Origin of the sequence: Bradyrhizobium sp. SBR1B (assembly GCF_014198205.1) — a bacterium.
GTDB lineage: Bacteria > Pseudomonadota > Alphaproteobacteria > Rhizobiales > Xanthobacteraceae > Bradyrhizobium.
Genome location: NZ_JACIHC010000025.1, coordinates 25,272 through 43,572, shown reverse-complemented (window position 1 = coordinate 43,572; position 18,301 = coordinate 25,272). Strand labels below are relative to the sequence as shown.

18 protein-coding genes are annotated in these 18,301 nt (G+C 63.6%); 9 read left to right on the top strand and 9 right to left on the bottom strand.

Annotated elements, in window-relative coordinates:
• Nucleotides 1-89 precede the first annotated feature (89 nt).
• The 6 genes from GGD61_RS36260 to GGD61_RS36235 form a co-directional block, all read right to left on the bottom strand.
• Nucleotides 90-389 (bottom strand): copper-binding protein, encoded by a 300-nt coding sequence (locus GGD61_RS36260; protein WP_018320714.1) that lies wholly within the window; start codon nt 387-389, stop codon nt 90-92.
• Between the two features lie 129 nt (nt 390-518).
• Nucleotides 519-1,127, bottom strand: coding sequence for a hypothetical protein (locus GGD61_RS36255; RefSeq protein ID WP_183232125.1), 609 nt, complete (start codon nt 1,125-1,127; stop codon nt 519-521).
• Nucleotides 1,124-1,972 carry an ABC transporter permease gene (locus GGD61_RS36250; RefSeq protein WP_092261809.1) on the bottom strand — a complete coding sequence of 283 codons (849 nt, stop codon included), beginning with the start codon at nt 1,970-1,972 and terminating at the stop codon, nt 1,124-1,126. The genes GGD61_RS36255 and GGD61_RS36250 overlap by 4 nt, the downstream gene beginning before the upstream one ends.
• Nucleotides 1,969-2,775, bottom strand: a complete 807-nt coding sequence (locus GGD61_RS36245; RefSeq protein ID WP_183232124.1) for an ABC transporter ATP-binding protein — start codon at nt 2,773-2,775, stop codon at nt 1,969-1,971. The genes GGD61_RS36250 and GGD61_RS36245 overlap by 4 nt, the downstream gene beginning before the upstream one ends.
• Nucleotides 2,772-3,740: a YVTN family beta-propeller repeat protein gene (locus tag GGD61_RS36240; protein WP_177237447.1), complete on the bottom strand. Its 969-nt coding sequence runs from the start codon at nt 3,738-3,740 to the stop codon at nt 2,772-2,774. The genes GGD61_RS36245 and GGD61_RS36240 overlap by 4 nt, the downstream gene beginning before the upstream one ends.
• 8 nt (nt 3,741-3,748) lie before the next feature.
• Nucleotides 3,749-4,930 (bottom strand): ABC transporter substrate-binding protein, encoded by a 1,182-nt coding sequence (locus tag GGD61_RS36235; protein ID WP_183232123.1) that lies wholly within the window; start codon nt 4,928-4,930, stop codon nt 3,749-3,751.
• 60 nt (nt 4,931-4,990) lie between these two features.
• Between GGD61_RS36235 and GGD61_RS36230 the strand changes: the two genes are divergently transcribed.
• Entirely contained in the window at nt 4,991-5,563 is a 573-nt protein-coding gene (locus GGD61_RS36230) for a DUF3280 domain-containing protein (protein WP_091966648.1), read from the top strand.
• 170 nt (nt 5,564-5,733) lie between these two features.
• Here the strand turns inward: GGD61_RS36230 and fghA are convergent, their stop codons facing one another.
• On the bottom strand, nt 5,734-6,579 hold the full coding sequence (gene fghA / locus GGD61_RS36225) for an S-formylglutathione hydrolase (RefSeq protein WP_183232122.1): 846 nt from the start codon (nt 6,577-6,579) through the stop codon (nt 5,734-5,736).
• 74 nt (nt 6,580-6,653) lie between these two features.
• On the bottom strand, nt 6,654-7,274 hold the full coding sequence (locus tag GGD61_RS36220; RefSeq protein ID WP_183232121.1) for a response regulator transcription factor: 621 nt from the start codon (nt 7,272-7,274) through the stop codon (nt 6,654-6,656).
• Nucleotides 7,275-7,416: 142 nt separating this feature from the next.
• Here GGD61_RS36220 and GGD61_RS36215 point away from each other — a divergent pair, with 142 nt between their 5' ends.
• The 5 genes from GGD61_RS36215 to GGD61_RS36195 all read left to right on the top strand — a co-directional run bounded on the left by GGD61_RS36215 (nt 7,417) and on the right by GGD61_RS36195 (nt 12,653).
• The gene (locus GGD61_RS36215) at nt 7,417-8,775 is read left to right on the top strand and encodes a histidine kinase (RefSeq protein WP_183232120.1); all 1,359 of its coding nucleotides are present in this window, start codon (nt 7,417-7,419) and stop codon (nt 8,773-8,775) included.
• Nucleotides 8,776-8,938: 163 nt separating this feature from the next.
• Nucleotides 8,939-11,410, top strand: a complete 2,472-nt coding sequence (locus tag GGD61_RS36210) for a TonB-dependent receptor (RefSeq protein WP_183232119.1) — start codon at nt 8,939-8,941, stop codon at nt 11,408-11,410.
• Between the two features lie 111 nt (nt 11,411-11,521).
• Nucleotides 11,522-11,884 carry a hypothetical protein gene (locus GGD61_RS36205; RefSeq protein WP_092261803.1) on the top strand — a complete coding sequence of 121 codons (363 nt, stop codon included), beginning with the start codon at nt 11,522-11,524 and terminating at the stop codon, nt 11,882-11,884.
• A gap of 147 nt (nt 11,885-12,031) precedes the next feature.
• Nucleotides 12,032-12,184, top strand: coding sequence for a hypothetical protein (locus GGD61_RS36200; RefSeq protein ID WP_177237433.1), 153 nt, complete (start codon nt 12,032-12,034; stop codon nt 12,182-12,184).
• Nucleotides 12,185-12,245: 61 nt separating this feature from the next.
• Nucleotides 12,246-12,653, top strand: a complete 408-nt coding sequence (locus GGD61_RS36195) for a hypothetical protein (RefSeq protein WP_018320701.1) — start codon at nt 12,246-12,248, stop codon at nt 12,651-12,653.
• A 67-nt stretch (nt 12,654-12,720) separates the two neighbouring features.
• Here GGD61_RS36195 and GGD61_RS36190 read toward each other — a convergent pair whose 3' ends face one another.
• Nucleotides 12,721-13,296: a nuclear transport factor 2 family protein gene (locus GGD61_RS36190; RefSeq protein ID WP_183232118.1), complete on the bottom strand. Its 576-nt coding sequence runs from the start codon at nt 13,294-13,296 to the stop codon at nt 12,721-12,723.
• Between the two features lie 81 nt (nt 13,297-13,377).
• Between GGD61_RS36190 and GGD61_RS36185 the strand changes: the two genes are divergently transcribed.
• The 3 genes from GGD61_RS36185 to GGD61_RS36175 all read left to right on the top strand — a co-directional run bounded on the left by GGD61_RS36185 (nt 13,378) and on the right by GGD61_RS36175 (nt 18,280).
• Nucleotides 13,378-14,331, top strand: a complete 954-nt coding sequence (locus GGD61_RS36185; protein WP_183232117.1) for a LysR family transcriptional regulator — start codon at nt 13,378-13,380, stop codon at nt 14,329-14,331.
• Between the two features lie 291 nt (nt 14,332-14,622).
• On the top strand, nt 14,623-15,057 hold the full coding sequence (locus tag GGD61_RS36180; RefSeq protein WP_018320697.1) for a helix-turn-helix domain-containing protein: 435 nt from the start codon (nt 14,623-14,625) through the stop codon (nt 15,055-15,057).
• Nucleotides 15,058-15,454: 397 nt separating this feature from the next.
• Nucleotides 15,455-18,280, top strand: coding sequence for a winged helix-turn-helix domain-containing protein (locus GGD61_RS36175; protein WP_183232116.1), 2,826 nt, complete (start codon nt 15,455-15,457; stop codon nt 18,278-18,280).
• Nucleotides 18,281-18,301 lie beyond the last annotated feature (21 nt).

Here is an 18,301-nt window from a genome sequence, read left to right as displayed (position 1 = left end):
AGAGTTGGGGTGAGGGGGACTCTCCTCTGGGACGGTGAGAGTTGGACTCGCGGAGACTCCCCCTCCGCAAGCGGGGAGAGGCGAAGCGCCTACTGCTTCTGCAGCTTCGTCAGCGTGCCCGTGCCGTTGTTCTCGGTCGCAGAATAGTTCACCCTGTCGCCGGCATGAACGGCCTCCAGCATCGCGGCGTCCTTGGTTTTGTACTCCTGGAGCGCGCCGGCGCCGCCAGCGCTGCCACCGACGGTGCCCTTCTGCGTCTGCTGGATCGAGATCGTGCCGTTGAGCCGATCGATCCGCATGACCATTCCGGTCATGTCGTCAGCAAGGGCGCTGGTTGCGAGCATGCTGAGGGCCGCAGCGCCCGCACAGATGAATCTTGTGGTTCCCATCGAGGCCTCCCGACGTCTTGGAGTTCACTTCGACAAGCCATCCTAGATCGATTTGGTTCCGGCAGATAGCAGGGCAAAGGTTAACCGGGCCGATCCGGGAACCTGTGGTGGGCGCCAGCGAGGCGGGCGCTATTCCATTTCCTGCTGGATCACGCGGCCAAGTGCGAACAGGCGCTGGTCGATCGTGGTTGGAACCTCGCAGACGAATCGCACGACCTTGTGACGGTCCTCGAAAATGCGGGTTTTCCAGATCAGTTCGTTGCCGAGCGCTTCGACCTTGGCCTCGTCGCGCGGCGTCGCGCCCTGCAGCGCGTGAAGGGCGATCGTCTCCTCGCGAATCTTGTCGGCGGCTTCGCGCTGCTTGCGGCTGACGCGTTCGAGCCCGGCCATCACCTGGGAGCGCTGGGCATTGAGCGTGTCGAACAGGCCGGCGAACAGGAGCTTTGCCTTCGCGGTCTTGTCGGTGGCGGAGGCGGCCAGAAATTCCTTCACGGACTTTTCGGCCTCATCGAGCGGCGTTTTGCGCGCCGACAGTTTTGCGACCAGCGCGCTGACCTTGGCGTCGTCCTTCCACTTGTTCTGGACGTCGTCGAGTGCCGGGCCGGCCCAGACGGCGGCAAGTGAAATCTCCGGCACCTTGGCTTGCGTGCAGGGCCAGTCGGGATAGCGCGGATCGGCCGCGCGCGCGGTCGTGCCCGACAGCGCCAGCGCCACAACAGCCATTGCCAGAACCTTCATCCTTCGCCTCCTGCGGGGCCCCGTCGCGCCAGCCCACGCGAGGGATCATAGGCCAGAATTGCGCCGATCATGAAGACGATTGTGCAAGCCGCGACCACTGCCAGCGAGACCCAGTTGATTTGCCCGTAGAGTGCAAAGCGTATCAGCTCGACCGCATGGGTGAACGGATTGGCCTCGCAGAGATAGTACAGATAAGGGCTGCCCTCCTGCACCCGCCACAGCGGATAGAGCGCGGACGAGGCGAAGAACATCGGGAAAATGACAAAATTCATCACCCCGGCGAAGTTCTCGAGTTGCTTGATGCCGGAGGAGATCAGCATACCGAGCGAGCCCAGCATCAGCCCGGACAGGATCAGCGCCGGCAGCACGGTCAGATAGCCCGATGACGGCGGGGTGATGTCCCAGAACCAGGCGATCAGCAGGAACGCATAGACCTGGAGCAGCGACACTGCGGTGCCCGCCAGCAGCTTGCAGAACAGCAGGAACCCGCGCGGCAGCGGGCTCACCAGCAGCGTGCGCATGTTGCCCATCTCGCGGTCGTAGACCATCGAGAGCGAGGACTGCATGCCGTTGAAGAGCTGGATCATCGCCATCAGCCCGGGCGCGATATAGACCTCGTAGAGGATGTAGGTCTCGTAGGGCGGGATGATGGAGATGCCGAGCACCTGACGGAAGCCGGCGGCGAAGATGAACAGCCACACCAGCGGCCGCACCAGCGCCGAGACGAAGCGTTCGCGCTGATGCAGGAAGCGCAACCCCTCGCGCCAGACGATGCCGGTGAGGCAGGTCAGGTACTGCTGGGCCGAGAAGCCGCGCGGGGCGTCACGCGTGGTGATGCTGCTCATGCGCCGCCTCCCGGCATGGTTTGCGCGCCGGTCAGGCGCATGAAGGCGGTGTTGACGTCCTGCGCGCCGGCCTCGGTGACGACGCGGTTCATCGGCCCCTGCGCCAGCACCTTGCCCTGGTGCAGCACCACGAGGTCGTCACTCGGCATGATCTCGTCGAACAGATGCGTGGCCCAGAGCACGCCGATGCCTTGCTCCGTCACCAGCTGGCGGACCTGGCTGATGATGTCGGCGCGCGCCTTGACGTCGAGGCCGACGGTCGGCTCGTCCAGCAACAGCAGCCGCGGCCGGTGCAGCAGCGCCCGGGCGATTTCCAGCCGCCGCATCTGTCCGCCCGAGAGATCGCGCACCTTGCTACCGGCGCGGTCAGCGAGCCCGATGCGGCCGAGCAGCTCGGCGCTGCGTGCGGCGGCCTCGCTCCGGCTGATGCCGTGGAGCGCGGCGTGATAGAGCAGGTTCTGCGTCAGCGACAGGTCGAGATCGAGCGTACGCGGCTGGAATACGACGCCGAGTAGCCGCAGCGCTTCGCCGGGGCTCTTGCTGATGTCGTGGCCGAAAATGCCGACCCGGCCGCTCTGGATGCCGAACAGGCGCGTGATCAGCGAGAACAGCGTGCTCTTTCCGGCGCCGTTGAGGCCGAGCAGGGCGGTGAAGCTCGCCGGCTGCACGTTGAAGGAGACGTCGATCAACGCACGCCGCTGCCCATAGGAATGACTGACGCCGCCGATCGACAGCGCCGGCACCGCCGCCGCTTCCAGCTTCAGCGCCTCCTGTGGCTCGGGAATCGGAGCGGGGCTGGTCATGGTGCGATCGTGATGCCCCAGGGCAGTTCGCCCACTTGAATCGTCTTGATCACCTTTTGCGCGGCGACGTCGATAACAGAGACGTCGTTCGACACGCCGTTGGTGGTGAGCAGGTATTTTTCATCGGGCGTGAACGCCATATGCCAGACCCGCTGACCGACCAGCAGATATTTCGTCACCTTGCGCGAGGCGACGTCGACGACGGCGATGCGATTGGCGGGGCCGAGCGCGACGAAGGCGGTCTTGTCGTCCTTGGTCATGCCGATGCCGACCGGCTGGATCGCCTCTTTCCGCAGGCCCGGAATTTCGAACGTGACCTTGCCGATCACCTCGTGCTTCTTCGGGTCGATCACCGAGACGGTGCCGCCGATCTCGGAGGAGACCCACACTTCGGAAGCATCGTGCTTGAACTCGGCAAAGCGCGGCCGTGCATCAACCAGCACGTTGGCGACGATCTGGCGCGACGCCGTGTCGATGAAATGCGCCATGTTGGTCGTTTCCGACGTGTTGATCAGCGTCTTGCCGTCGGGGCTGATGGTCATGCCCTCGGGCTCGACGCCGACCTGGATGTCGCCGAGCCGGGCGCGCTTCTCGAGGTCGATCACGGTCACCGTGTTGTCGTTCTCGTTGGCGACATAGAGGATCTTGCCGGCGGCATCCTGCGCGAACAATTCCGGGTCGGGTCCGGAGGGCAGGCTATCCACCACGGCTTGCGTCTTGGCATCGATCACCTGGATGGTGTCGTCGTCGCCGACGGCGACCATCACGAACTTGCCGTCGCGCGTGAAATCGATGCCGCGCGGGCGCTGGCCGACCTTGATGGTCTTGGTCACGGTCCAGCTCTCGGTGTCGATCACCGTCACCGTATTGCTCTTCTCGTTCGAGACATAGGCGATGAATGCATGGGCGGGCGCTGCCGCGAGCGCCAATCCGGACAGGAGCCCCACACGCCACATGCGCAACATCTGCGTTCTCACTTCAGCTTGCATTTGCTCTCCGGACGATCGTAGCCGAGCGTGTCGAGCTCGGAGACCTGGTGCAGGAAACCCTCCTGCGGCGAGACCGACACCACCATGCGGCCATCGACCAGCAGGATCGGCTGGCGCAATTGCCAATTCCAGTCGCGCAGGGTCAGCCGCGTGCCCTTGAAGGCGGCGACCGAAAAATCCGGGCCCTTGATAAAGTCGGTGACTTTCTTGACGTCGCCGGAATTGGTGCGCGAGGTCGCTTCGCCGATCATGCGGGCTGCGGTCCAGGCCTGCATGTCGAGCGCGGTCATGCGCCGCGAGTTCAGCTTCACGAAGCGGTTCTGCATCTGGATCGCGCCCCACTGGTCTTGCGCGGCGTCCCAGCTGCGCGGCACGAGGCCGGCCGAGCCGGCGACGGGCCGAGGATCCCAGGTGCGATAGGGCAAATATGCGCCGAACACCTCGCTCTCGTCGGCGGCGACCAGCACGTCGTAAGCAGGCGCGCCTTGCGTGAACACCGGCATCTGGCGCTGGATCAGCGTCACGCCGCTATCGGTGCGGCGCGCGCCGCCCTTGTCCTCGAAGGTTTTTTCCTGGACGATCTTGGCGCCGAACCGCGCGGCGGTGCGCCGGAGCGCATCGGCAAACAGCTTGTCCTCGTCATGCGAGCCGACCACGAGCAGCCAGCGCGACCACTTCTTCCATACCAGATACTGTCCGAGCGCATCGGCCAGCATCGCCCGCGTCGGCGCGGTGTGGATCACGTTGGCACGGCAATCGGCCTCGCGCAGCCGCTCGTCGATCGCGCCTGCGTTGAACAGCAGCGTGCCACGGTCGCGCAAGGCGTCCGAGACTTTCAGCAGCGCGTCGGCCGGCAGGTCGGTGATGATGAAGCTGTTCTTCTCGGCAAGGGCAGCCGCAGCCTGGACGACGTCCTCGCCTTCCTTGATGCGGCGCTCCTCCAGCGCGAACCGCTGGCCCAGGAATTTACCGGTGGTGTTGTTGTCCTCGATCGCGAGCCGCGCGCCCGCGACGCCGTCATTCTCCGCGGGCTGCTCGACCAGCGACAGCGTCGATCTGGTGCCGGCGAGGCCGAGATAGCCGACGCCGATCAGGGCAGGCTCCGCCGCGAGCGCGCTCGTCGCAGCAAGACCTAAGCCAATCAGGCCGACCAACCATCGGATCATGTTTCCTCCGAACGATCTCCCCGGCTTGACCGCAGGTGGAGAATTGTCTCTGCTTCGAGCATGACCGATTTGGCAGGGCATGCAACCCCGCATTTCGTCCCTGCGCGCGCGAGGCCTGGAATCACGATCATGCGAGCATTGATGATGATCGCCGCTTTGCTGTTGACGCCTTCGCTCGCGCGCGCCGATCCACCGAAACTGGCCGTGTTCGATTTCGAGCTGATCGACACCAGCCTGCCAGGGGAGTTCTACGGCTCCAGGCCCGAAGAGGCACGGCTCGTGCTCATCAGCGAGCAGCTGCGCAAGGAGTTGACAGAGTCCGGCAGGTTCCAGGTACTCGACATCGCGCCGGTCAGGGATGCCGCCCGTCACGCCAACTTACAGGCCTGCGGCGGCTGCGACCTCAAGCTCGCCGGCGAATTGGGCGCTGACCTCGAGATCACCGGCATGGTGCAGAAGGTCTCGAACCTGATCATCAATCTCAACATCTATTTGCGCGACGTGAAGACCGGCAACATGATCGCCGCCGCCAGTGCCGACATGCGCGGCAACACGGATGAAGCCTGGACCCGCACGATGAGCTATTTGATCCGCAACCGGTTATTGGCGCCGAATTACGGCAAGCGGGAGTAGGATATTCTCTCAGCGAATTGGGAATCGTAGGGTGGGCAAAGGCGCACTTGCGCCGTGCCCACGATCAATCAATGATTCGAGAGAAATCGTGGGCACGCTTCGCTTTGCCCACCCTACGATACTGCGCGCGCGGAGAGATACCCCTCATCACGAGGGGAGAAGAAAGCCGGTCATCCCTTCAGCTTCTCCGCATGCCAGTGCAGGTGATCGCCCATGAAGGTCGAGATGAAATAATAGCTGTGGTCATAGCCTGCCTGACGGCGCAGCGTCAGCGGGATGCCCGCCTTGGTGCAGGCGGCTTCGAACAGCTCCGGCTTGAGCTGTTCTTTCAGGAAATTGTCGGCCTCGCCGACATCGACCAGGAAGCCGGAAAATTTCGCGCCGTCCTCGATCAGCGCCACCGTGTCGTGGCCGCGCCAGGCGTCCTTGTTCGGTCCGAGATAGCCGGTCAGCGCCTTGGTGCCCCAGGGCACCAGCGAGGGCGCCACGATCGGCGCGAACGCGCTCGCGGCGCGAAAACGGTGCGGGTTGCGCAGCGCCACCGTCAGCGCGCCATGGCCGCCCATCGAATGGCCCATGATCGATTGCCGCTTGGCGTCGACGGGAAAATTTCCCGCTATGAGCTTCGGCAACTCGTCGGTGACATAGCTCCACATCCGATAGTTGCGCGCGAACGGCTCCTGCGTCGCGTCGACATAGAAGCCGGCCCCTAAGCCGAAATCATAGGCGTTGTTGGCATCGCCCGGCACGTCGGCGCCGCGCGGTGAGGTGTCCGGCGCGACGAAGATCAGGCCGAGCTCGGCGCAGGCTTTGCGGAATTCGCCCTTCTCGGTGACGTTGGCATGGGTGCAGGTGAGCCCGGACAGATACCAGACCACCGGCAGCTTGGCGCCGTCGGCATGCGGGGGAACATAGACCGAGAACACCATGTCGGTTCCGGTCGCCTGGCTCGCATGGCGATACACGCCCTGCACGCCGCCGTAGGATTTGTTGGTCGAGACAGTCTGAATCGTCATGCCTTCACTCCGTGGCATCTCACCACATCAATATTGCAACGCTTGTGTGACCGAATTTGTGGCAGCTGCCTGCGTCAGGCAACACCGCTGTCGATCGCCAGCCGCACCAGCTCGACCGAGGTCTTCACCCCGAGCTTCTGGCGGATGATGGACGAGGTGTTGGCGACCGTCTTGTAGGACGATTGCACCAGCCAGGCGATCTCGGACAGGCTTTTGCCGGCGCTGAGCAGCCGCAAAATCTCCATCTCGCGCGCATTCAGCTTCGACAGCGGGCTTTGCGCCAGCGTCGGTCCTGCGAAGGCGATGCTGCGCGCGATCGCGCTCGGCAGGTAGGTGCCGCCACCGCCGACGGCACGGATCGCCTCGACGAGGTCGTCGGGGTCGCCGGTCTTGGAGACGTAGCCCTTGGCGCCGCACTCGATCGCGCGCGCGGCAAAGGCCGGATCGTCGTTCATGCTGAACATGATGATGCGAGCCTCCGGCGCGCGCTCGAGGATGCGGCGCGCGAGCTCGAAGCCGGAGACGGTCGGCAAATTGATGTCGATGATGCAGAGGTCGGGGCGTTCGACGATGAAGACGCATTCGCCGTCCTCGGCGTCGGCGGCCTCCAGAATCTCGATCTCGCCCTCGTCGGCCAGCACGGCACGGCAGCCGGAGGCGACAATGGGATGATCGTCGACGATCAGAATGCGCATAGGCGTTTCCTTGTGACAGCGTCGGCCTGTTTCGCGCCCGGCCGGGATTGCTGTACGCTTCCGATTAGATATCGGGCGCTTCGCCGCTGTCAACGTCATCGGACAGCGGCAGGCGAGGCTTCGCGAGGCACGGGCGACACCAATGTGGCAAAATCTATCCTTGCGCGGGCGCATCAACCTCTTGCTGGCGCTGCTGCTGGCGCTGGGGCTCGCCGTCAATATCGGCCGCCAGGTCGCGGAGGCAGGTCCCCGCGTGCAGGCCGAGGATCAGAGCGTGATCCGGCTCGCCCGCGAATTCATCGAGATGATCGTTGCCGATCTCAACGAGGCGCCAGATCCGGATGCCAGGTTGAACCAGATCGCGCGCGATCTCAGCCGCCTGCGCCATGTCAGCATCACGCTTCGGGACACCGGCGGCAATGCGCAGACGCCGCCCCGGCTTGACACTGACGCCGACACGCGCGGGCCGCCGGCCTGGTTCGTCAGCCTGGTCCATCCCGAGCAGACCGCGGTGAGCGTGCCGGTCTCGATCCGTGGCAAGCCCGGCTCGCTCCTGATCACCTCGCATCCCGATGACGAGATCGCGGAAATCTGGGACGGCATCGTGACCCAGCTCGAGGTCGGCACAGCGATCGCGCTGGCGCTGTTTTTCCTGATGATGAAAGTGGTCGGCCGGGCGCTGGCCCCGCTCCAGTCTCTGGCCGAGGCAATGGGGAAGCTCGAAGGCGGACATTACGAGGCCCGCGTCGCACCGGGCGGCGCGCCGGAGCTCGCTGCAATCTGCACCAAGCTCAACCACCTTGCCGCAACCCTCGGTGAGGCGGTCGAGGACAAGCGGCGCCTCGCCGAGCGGGCGGTGTCGCTCCAGGACATCGAGCGCAAGGAAATCGCGCGCGAGCTCCACGACGAGTTCGGGCCGTATCTGTTCTCGCTGCGGGCGCATGCCGGCGCGCTGGCGAAGCAGGCGGATGGACGCGTCCCGAGTGCGGAGGCGGTGCGAAAACACGGCAGCGCCATGCTGGAGCAGATCAACGCGCTGCAGCAGTTCAATCGCCGCGTGCTGGAACGGCTCCGGCCGGTCGGCCTCGCCGAGTTCGGGCTGCGCCAGGCGCTCGAATCGCTGTCGCGGCTGTGGCGGGAATCGCATCCCGATGTCGCCATCGAGACCGTGATCTCGCCATCGCTGGGGGTCACCGGCGAGACCGCCGATCTCACCATCTACCGCATCGTGCAGGAGGCGCTCACCAACGTGTTCCGCCACGCCGGCGCGACCTCGGTCAATGTCGTCATCGAGCCGGCGCAGCAGACGGCGCAGGACGGTCGCTTTTGCGCCCGGGTGCGGGTCAGCGACAATGGCCGTGGCATGGAGTCGGGCCAGAAGCTCGGCTTCGGCCTCGTCGGCATGCGCGAGCGGATTCTGGCGCTCGGCGGCACGCTCAACGTTGTCTCCGGCGACGGCGGATTGACCGTGGAAGCGCTGGTTCCGACCGCGGCCGCCTGACCGCTCCCGAAGCGATCGGGAATAATTCCCGATTTCGTCGGGAAAACGGGAGCCGATATTGCCCGACCTTTTGTGGCTGGCGCGCGATCGGCCGCCGAATACACTCGTTCCGACCAATCGGCGAAAATCAAAACAGCCGGTGGTCACGGATGGGAAGGCGGGGATGGGCAAGGTTCTTTCGTTCAGGCGTCGTTTGTTGATGGCCTCGGTGTCGACCGGTCTGGTGTCCGGGGTGGTCTTGGCGAGCCCCGCGGGGGCCGCGCAGGACGAGGAGACCAACGTTCAGAATCTGCCGCCCGTCGAAGTGGCGGCGCCGCCGCCGTCGGTGGCGAGGCGCACCGCGCCGACGCGGCCGGTCGCGCATATCGGAGCGGCCTCGTCCGCCAGTCCCCGCACCCGCATCTATGTCTATCCGACCGCGCCGGGCACCGGCAGGGGTCTCGATGTCGACAAGGTCCCGTCGGCCATCAACGCCGTCGATGCCAGCCAGATCAAGCGCACCGGCTCGCTGAACGTCACCGACGCGCTGCGCGACAACATCGCCGGCGTCAACATCACCGAGGTCACCGGCAATCCGTTCCAGCCGGATGTCGAATTCCGCGGCTTCGTGGCTTCGCCCGTGACGGGCACGCCGCAAGGCCTTGCGGTGTACCAGAACGGCGTCCGCATCAACGAAGCCTTCTCGGACGCGGTCAATTGGGACCTGATCCCGACCGCCGCCATCAGGTCGGTGACGCTGGTGACCAACAATCCCGCCTTCGGCCTCAACGCGCTGGGAGGCGCCATCAACCTGCAAATGAAGGACGGCTTCACCTATCAGGGCGCCGAGATCGACGTGATGGGCGGGTCGTTCGGCCGCGTCCAGGGCTCGGCGCAATGGGGCAAGCAGGTCGACAAGAATTACGGCGTCTATGCCGCGCTCGAAGGCCTGCGCGATAACGGCTTCCGCAATTTCTCGCAATCAACCGTGCGGCGCTTCTACGGCGATGTCGGCTACAAGGCCGGCGACAGCGAATTCCACGCCAATATGGGCGTGGCCAAGAACGATTTCGGCGCCAGCGCCACCGTTCCAGCCGAGCTGCTCGACAAATATTGGGGCGCGACCTACACCACGCCGCAGACCACCTCCAACCGCGTCGGCTATCTCAACCTGACCGGAAAGGTCGATCCGACGCCGACCTGGACGCTCGAAGGCACCGCGCATGTGCGCAGGTACGAGCAGAAGCTCGTCGACGGCAATCCGACCGACGTGCAGGAATGCGCCGCCTTGGGGCTGTTGTGCTTCGGCGATGATACGACGCCGGCGAATGGCACCAACGGCGCGCAGCTCGTCAATCCGTATCCGTTGGGGACCATCCTCGGCGAGATCGACCGGAGCACGATCCGCTCGACCAGTTTCGGCGTGTCAGGGCAGGCCACCAACACCGATCAACTGTTCGGGCATGACAATCGCTTCGTGATGGGCGCGACTTACGATGCCAGCGTGACGCGCTACAACGCCACCGCCGAGATCGGCTCGATCGGAGAAAACTACGTCGTCAGCGGCAGCGGCCTCTTCCTGGGGCCGACCGGCCAGCCGGAACCGGTTGCCGGTCCCGTCTCGCTGCGGACCGTCAACCAATATAACGGCCTGTATGCGATGGACACGTTCAACGTCACGGACGCCTTCGCCATCACCGGCGGCGGCCGTTTCAATGTCGCGCGCATCAAGCTGGAGGATCAGCTCGGAACCGATCTCAACGGCGATCACACCTTCACCCGCTTCAATCCGGTGATCGGGGGCACGTACAGGATCACGCCGGGGCTGACCGCCTATGCCGGCTATTCCGAGGCCAACCGCGTGCCGACGCCACTCGAGCTCGGTTGCTCCGATCCAGCTCGGCCCTGCCTCAATGCGGCGTTTCTGGTCTCCGATCCGCCGCTCAAGCAGGTCGTGTCCAGGACCGTCGAAGCCGGCCTGCGCGGCTCCAAGGAGCTGAACATCGGCATGCTCGGCTGGAAGATCGGCGGATTCCGCGCCACCAATAACGACGACATCGTCGCGATACCCGCGGTAGGACGGACCGGCTTCGGCTATTTCTCCAATGTCGGCCGTACCAGGCGGCAGGGTCTCGAGGCCGAAGTCAACATCAAGTCTCCCACGCTCCAGTTCCAGGCGAGCTATGCGTTCGTCGACGCGCGCTTCCTCGATCCGCTCGAGCTGGGCTCGGAAAGCCCGTTTGCCGATCCGGCCACCGAGACCATCCGGGTCTCACCCGGCAACCAGCTTCCCGCGATCCCGCGCCACCGCATCAAGGTCGGCATCGACTATGCCGTGACCGACGTCTGGAAGGTCGGCGGCAACGCGCTGTTCGTCTCCAGCCAATACCTGGTCGGCGACGAGTCGAACCAGTACGCGAAGCTGCCGTCCTATACCGTGTTCAATCTCCACACCTCCTACCAGGTGACGAAGAACATCCAGCTCTATGGCAAGATCGACAACATCTTCGACAAGCGCTACGCGACCTACGGACAGTTCTTCGACCGCGAGGCCTTGCCCAACTTCACCAACGGCGGCGCCGAGTTTACCGACCCGCGCTCGCTGAGCCCGGCGAGGCCCCGTGCGTTCTACGCGGGGATGCGGGTGACCTTCTAGGCGCGGGTGCCGTATCCAAGGCCAGCGGCGAAGCATCGGCTCCGAGTGCCGCGGCCGGAGCCAGCGCCTCTTGTTCCGCTCGCTGAGCTTGCAGAATATCCCGCCTCCGGCATGATGGGCTCGGAGGCTCGCTTTGCTGTGGCGTTGAAGAATCCGGATGCCGTCGCTGCTATCGTTTCAGCGCTTCGGCACGTCTACGGTGACGAGGTCGCGCGACTTATGCTCGTCGAGGGCATGAGCCTCGCCGACCTGATCGATGCGATGTTTTCTGCGCCTTTGACGCATCGCGAGGCCGTTCGAGATATCACCGACGGATTGGACGATTTTGTCATTTCGCCGGACCTGGGTCCCATGTGGCACCTCAGGTACATCTATGGAGACGAGCCCGGCTCTCTACACGTCGTGGACATGGAGATCGCCACGCCGAATGGCACGCTGGCAAGCAGAGACGTCTGGCTTCGTCTGGTCTCCTAGAGAGGCCGCCCTTGGACGGTTTGGCCCGGCGGCTGCGTCGTCTTTACCAACCGGAAACCATGTCAAATGATCTGAAAATTTTAATGCAACTGCCTGGCTGTCTCCGCGTCAGTTCGTCGGAGGGCCCATGTGATGACAGAGCACCAATTGATGGAGCAGGAGTGCCAGATCGCGCGTTATCGGCGCTTGGAGCGGGAGGTGACGGATCCGCTTGCCGCGTGCCTGCTTCACGGCATCGTCGAGGAGCTTGAAGCCGAGCTGCGCAAGGAAAGGCCGGATTGGCACGGGCCGCGCGATTAACGGTTCCTTAGCGCTAATCATGCGGATTATCGTGCGGGAATGGCCAAGGGAGACTGCTCCCATGCTGAAGGACGGCACATATGCGGCGTGGTACAAGACGCCGATCGACCAGGGCACCGGGATCGTCCATGTCGCAGACGGGCAGATCTGGGGCCGTGACAGCCTGATGACTTATCACGGCTCGTGCCGGGTCGACGGAGATCGCTTCACCGCCACCGTATCAACGAAGCGTCATACCGACGGGCGTGCGACGGTCTTCGGCGTGGAAGACGAGCTCACCCTGGACATCGAGGGAAACTGCCCCGGCAAGATCGCGACTTACACCGCGACGGCCCAACAGGTGCCCGGAATGATCCTCCAGGGCACGCTCATTCTGACCGAACAGCAGCCGCCGGCAGATGAACGAACCGAGCAGTTCCCGGCATTCAATCCCGACAAGCTGCCAAAGCTGCCGAAGCGCTCGCGCTGAAAATTCTCTATCGCGACGAGTGACGTCACGAGCCAGCTGGCAGGCCGCTCCAGCGAGGTGAGGGATATCATTTTTCCTCCGGCCAGCCCCGGGCAAGTATCGCGGCTTGTTGCAAGGTGATGCTTCGGACCAGCGGATCGGCATGACGGTGCACAAGTTGCCAATCCGTGCCATCCTTGCGGTAGACCTCGGTCACGCGCAGCGACCAGTCTTGAGCCGGCAATCCGCCCACTTCGGCCCGCTGGTGTTCGATCATGACGAGAACGACGAGCGCGTCCGATGCATAGGTTTGCGAGACATCGAGCTCGGTTTCGCCTTCCCTGAAGTATCGCGACAGGTCGGCCAGGCGTCTGGGGCTTGCGTCGAATCCGCGACTGGCAGGCCCGCCGAAGGGCTGCATCAACGTGAAATCCGGCGCGATGCGGACGAGTTGGAGCCAGCGATCCATGTCGCCGCGCATGAAGGCGGCATTTTTCGCGCGGGCACGTTCGATGAGGCTCGCTATCGCGTCGTTTGCGACGGCCTCATCGGTTGAAAGCTGAACGGACAGCGGAATTGCAGCCGTGGCGGCCATCATCGAGCGCCGCGACATCTTCTCCTGCCGGTCCGGCCAATTGTTCACGCCGGGCGGTCTCTGGGTCATTTCACGTCTCCTGGTCGAACGACGAACGACCCATCCATGAGCCCTTGAACTTGATGAATCCAGCGATATGATTTCAGCATCATGCTGAACCAAATTGATCTATCCAGGATCGATCTGAATCTCCTCGTGCTCTTCCGCGTCGTTCTGGAAGAACGTCATGTCGCGCGTGCTGCAGGCCGGCTGAGCCTGACGCCGTCGGCTGTCAGCCATGCGCTTGGCCGGCTCCGTCTCCTGCTGAACGACCCGCTGTTTCTGCGGACACCAAAGGGCGTCGTTCCAACGGCGCGGGCCTTGGAGCTCGAGGAGCCCGTGACCGAGATCATCGCGCGGATCGAACAGCTGATCGGCTCGGCTGCACCGTTCGACCCCGCGAAGAGCCGCCGCCGGTTCACGATTGGCGCCCCCGATGCCGTACTGGTCTCGACATCCGTGCAGCTCCTGCGATCGATCGCGACTGCGGCCCCCCATATCGACCTCGCCCTGATCCACCTGATGCCTGCGCCACGCGGCGGCGCGATCGGGGAGCCCTGGCACCAAAGCCTCGATATGCTCGAAAGACGCGAGCTCGATGTCGCAATGCTGCCGCTCCCGACGGTATCGCCGCGATTCGAGGCGCGCAGGCTCTACGACGAGGATTTTGTCCTGGCCATGCGCAAGGGGCATCCCCTCGCAAAAGCGCCAACCCGTGCTGCATTCTCGCAATCACAGCATCTGCTGGTGTCTCTCAGTGGTGAAGCGCGCGGTTTCGTCGATCAGATGTTGGCAAAGCGCGGCCTCGAGCGCCGCATCGCCTTGACTGTCCCGAATTTCATGATGGCGCTCGTCCAGCTTTCAGGATCTGATCTGATCGCAGCATTGCCGCGAAGATTGGTGGAGCACCACGCCGGCCGTTTCGGCTTGGTGTTCGTCGAGCTGCCTTTTGCGCGTAAACCGGATGCGATCCGCGCGATCGCAACCAAAGCGGCGATGCGAGATGCCGGCATCGCGTGGCTCGTGCAGGTCGTGGTCGGCGCAATCGGGGCAGGTCGGCCGTAAAGCCGCCTCTCTGACGCTGAAAGGTATTCATCCGACGCCGAAAAGTGACGTTATTGCGTCTGCCGATCCACGCCTTACCGAAGAGTAGGGTTGGAGGTTTACCTAACGAAGAGAGCAACCAGCAATATGGCGACCGGCAGAAGCCCGAAACAGGTCACAATAATCGCAAAGACCGTCTCGTTCGCGAAAGTCTGTCTGAGATGCCGACGCATGAGCGATGTGCTCCAGCTTAACACAGCTTCATTTGCGGCCGAAGCATGCGCCAGCTAAACACAATCGCGAGCGAAGACAATGGTGGCGAAAATGGCCGGAGAAATCCCAAACAATTCAGATGCAGCAGTGACGAAGCGCGAGAAGCAATCGGCTATTGTCGGCAGGTTGTTGGTGACGTGCTTCGTGGCGATGCGCAGCGGCTATCCTCGCAAGCACCTCGGCGCGGTGTTTGAAGAACTGCTGGTTGCGATGATGATTCGCGTGAGCGACGAGCTCGGCGCTCCGCCGCGTACGGCCTCCGACGTTTCCAAATATCTCGGGCTCCCGCGCTCGAACGTCCGGCGCTGCCTCAACGTGCTGATCAGCGAAGGCGTGATCCGCAAGGTGAATGAGCACGGCCATACGGGCGAGCTGGATTGGCTCGCGTCGCGGATCGATGCGGAATATTTCGTCAAGATTCGGGGTGCGATCATCGCTGCGGCTGACGAGTTAAAGGCGCTGGACGCTGCATGACGCGGAACGCGCCGGCTGCTACCCTGAAACCTCGCTTCTCAAACCGCTTGCCGCCCGCCATTGTGCGGCCGCAGCAATCATCTCGGGAGCAGCATCAATGTCGGACAAGGTCTCGCGTCTGCGACAAATCGCGCGACCTAATTCGTGCCAATAGAGAAGAATTTCGCTCCGGTGACTGATAGCTCCGTTTATTCGTACCGGCTGAGCACTGGCCAGAACCGATGATCCTGCTTCGATCCGAATGTCCTCCGATCCTGGTTCCCAGGGTCCGGATCAATCGTTCTCTGCGCCCACGACACGTTGTCGGGTTGCTGCCGCCGGAAGGTCAGCGCTCGCTCGGTGCCTTCGCTGAGCTGTCGACCGATCGACCATCAGGGCGCTGAGGGCTGGGCAGGCGATGGCGGGTCCGGAAATCACGTTTGGACCGTTTCGTTTCAGCTTGGCCAGACGCTTGCTGTTGCACGGTGAGACTCACGTCAGGCTCGGCTCGCGTGCGGCCGCGATTCTGGGCGCCTTGCTGGAAGCTCCGGGTGAGCTCGTTTCAAGGGCCGTGCTCTACGATCGCGCATGGCCCGGGCGAACCGTGACCGAGGACAACCTGAAGGTTCAGATCTCCGGCCTGAGAAAGGCTCTGCTTGAATACGGAGACCTGATCCGCGCAGAGGCGTCCTTCGGCTACCGCTTCGTCGGAGACGTCGGCGTCTATCACCCATCGAAGCGCCGATCGCGCGCGCCCGGCGCGATGCATGCGCCGATCGGCCGCGCCGCGGTGATCGGCGACATCAGCGAGCTTCTGCAGAACGACCGGCTCGTCACCATCCTTGGGCCCGGCGGCATCGGCAAGACGACCGTCGCGCTTGCCGTGGCGAGCGAGCTTGAGAAATCCTATTGCGACGGAGTCTGCCTTGTCGAGCTCGACCGTATCACTGACGGAAGTCAGATCTATGCGGCCGTCACCGGCGCGCTTGATCTGCCGGTTCAGATGGCTGCAAGTCTCGATCAGGTCCTGCTTGCCCTTCATGGCCGGCGTCTGTTGCTTGTCCTGGATTCCTGCGAGCATGTCACCGAGAGCGTCGCGCTCCTCGTTGAAAGCGTGCTCAGCGGCACCCGCGACGTCCATATTCTGGTGACGACCCGCGAAACCCTGCGGATCGAAGGCGAACTTGTCTGGCGTCTCGATCCGCTCGAAACCCCGCCGTCGTCTGTTCCGGTGACAGCCGGAAACGTTCAGGATTATTCATCGGCAGAATTGTTCACGCGAACGGTCTGCCGGAGAACGCCGAACTTCGCGATCGATGATACCGTCGCGGCCGCGATCGCGGATGTTTGCCGGCGCCTCGACGGGATGCCCCTGGCGATCGAACTCGCGGCGTCGATGGTCGACGTCCTCGGCATCGAAGAGGTTCGTCGCGGGCTCGACGAACGATTCTCCCTGCTCTGGGTGGATCGTCGGACCGCAATTCCGCGTCATCGCTCGCTCGCCGCAACGATCGACTGGAGCTACAATCTTCTTCCCAAAAGGGAGCGGGTGGTGCTCGGGCGCCTCTCCATTTTTGCCGGGCCTTTCACCCTCGGTGCTGCAATTGCGGTTGCAGGCGATGACGATCTGGACATGGGAGGTGTCCGCGAAGCGGTTGCCGCATTAGCGAGCAAGTCGTTTCTGAGCCTCGATCATCGGGCCGCGCCGCTGGAATATCGCTTGCTGGAGACCACCCGGGCCTACGCCACTCGGGCATCGGACGCGGCAGACGACCGGGAACGGGTGCACGAGCGCCATGCGCGCTATTTCCTCGACATGCTGGAGCGGAGGGATTGGGATGCCTGCGATTCCGTCGCGGACAGTGCACAGCTGCGTGGTTACATCGACGAGGTTCGCGTCGCTCTCGATTGGGCGTTTTCCGTCAAGCCCGGCCTCGGAATAGCGCTGGTTCTTGCAGCCGAACGTCTATGGCTCGAGTTCACCTCACTCGCGCAAGGCGTTCCTCATCTGGAGCTGGCGTTGCGCTTTGCCGACAGCAGTCCCGATGTCGGACCCGCCGTGAGATCTCGCGTGCTGGTCGCGCTCGCGGCGGAGCAGGTCTATGTACCGGGTCTTGAGGGTGCGAGCCTCTACGAGCACGCCTGGCGCGCAGCACAAATCGCGCGCGACGATCTCCTGGAGATGCGGGCGCTCTACGGCATCATCCAGAACATGCTCCTGACCAGGCGTCCCGCCTCGCCCTACATCGATGCGTTCGCGGCGGTATGCAGGAGATCGAACGATGCCGTGATGTCGAGGCTTCTCCTGCGCTGGTCCGCCTTCCAGGCCTTTGAGGCCTCCGATATGACGCTGGCGCACCAGAAATTCGAGGCGTTCTTGAATGACCGATCGGCGATTCCCCGGAGAGTTTCGCTCTATTTCGGCGGCATCGACTCGATCATCTCCTGCAAGGTCGGGCTCGGGCTTACGAAGTTCTATTTGGGTTATCCCGATCAGGCGCGGTCTCTGCTGGCATCTACCGTCAGCCAAGCGGAAAGCCAGGGCCACGTGACGACCCTGTACTTCGTGCTCGCGCAGGGAGCTATCTGGGCCCATCTTGCATCTGGCGATTTTCAACGTGTCAGACTCTATCTGCGGAAGCTCGAAGCTGTGTCCAGCCTCTATCGTCCATGGCGCGTTCTGGTCGATGTCTTTCAGGCTCTTCTGATCCGCGAGGAAGCCCGTGACCTGGAAGCGGCAGAACGCAGCCTGACCCACAATCTGCAGGACAGATTCATCCTGAAGACAGGGACGCTTCATCCGACCCTTTGGGTTGAGCTCGCGGATACGCGACGCAGGCTGGGCGATCTGGATGGGGCGGAGGCTGCGGCAAAGCAGGCAATGACACAATGTCTCGGTGATCGGGACGGCCGACTCATTGGACGGCATCACCCCGTCCTCGCAAGGATCCTGATGGCGCGGAATCGGCCGGGCGATCTGAGCGCCGCAAGGAGCCTGTTCAGGGGCGCGATCGAGTTGACGCGCGCTCAAGGTATCTATTTCCATGAATGCGATGCCAGTGTCGGTCTCGCCGAACTGGAGTTGATGGCCGGACGGGCGGAAGTCGCGCACGCCGTGCTCAAGGAGCTGTTGGGGCGTCTCGGCGATCGAGAGTGTGTGCCCGGACTTGACCGGGCACGCGAGATTCTTGACGAGCCCACAGCGGGGTCGATCGCCCGGCGGCAGATTGCCCGCTTGTCCTGAAGGTAAATTCAGCAATCAGGT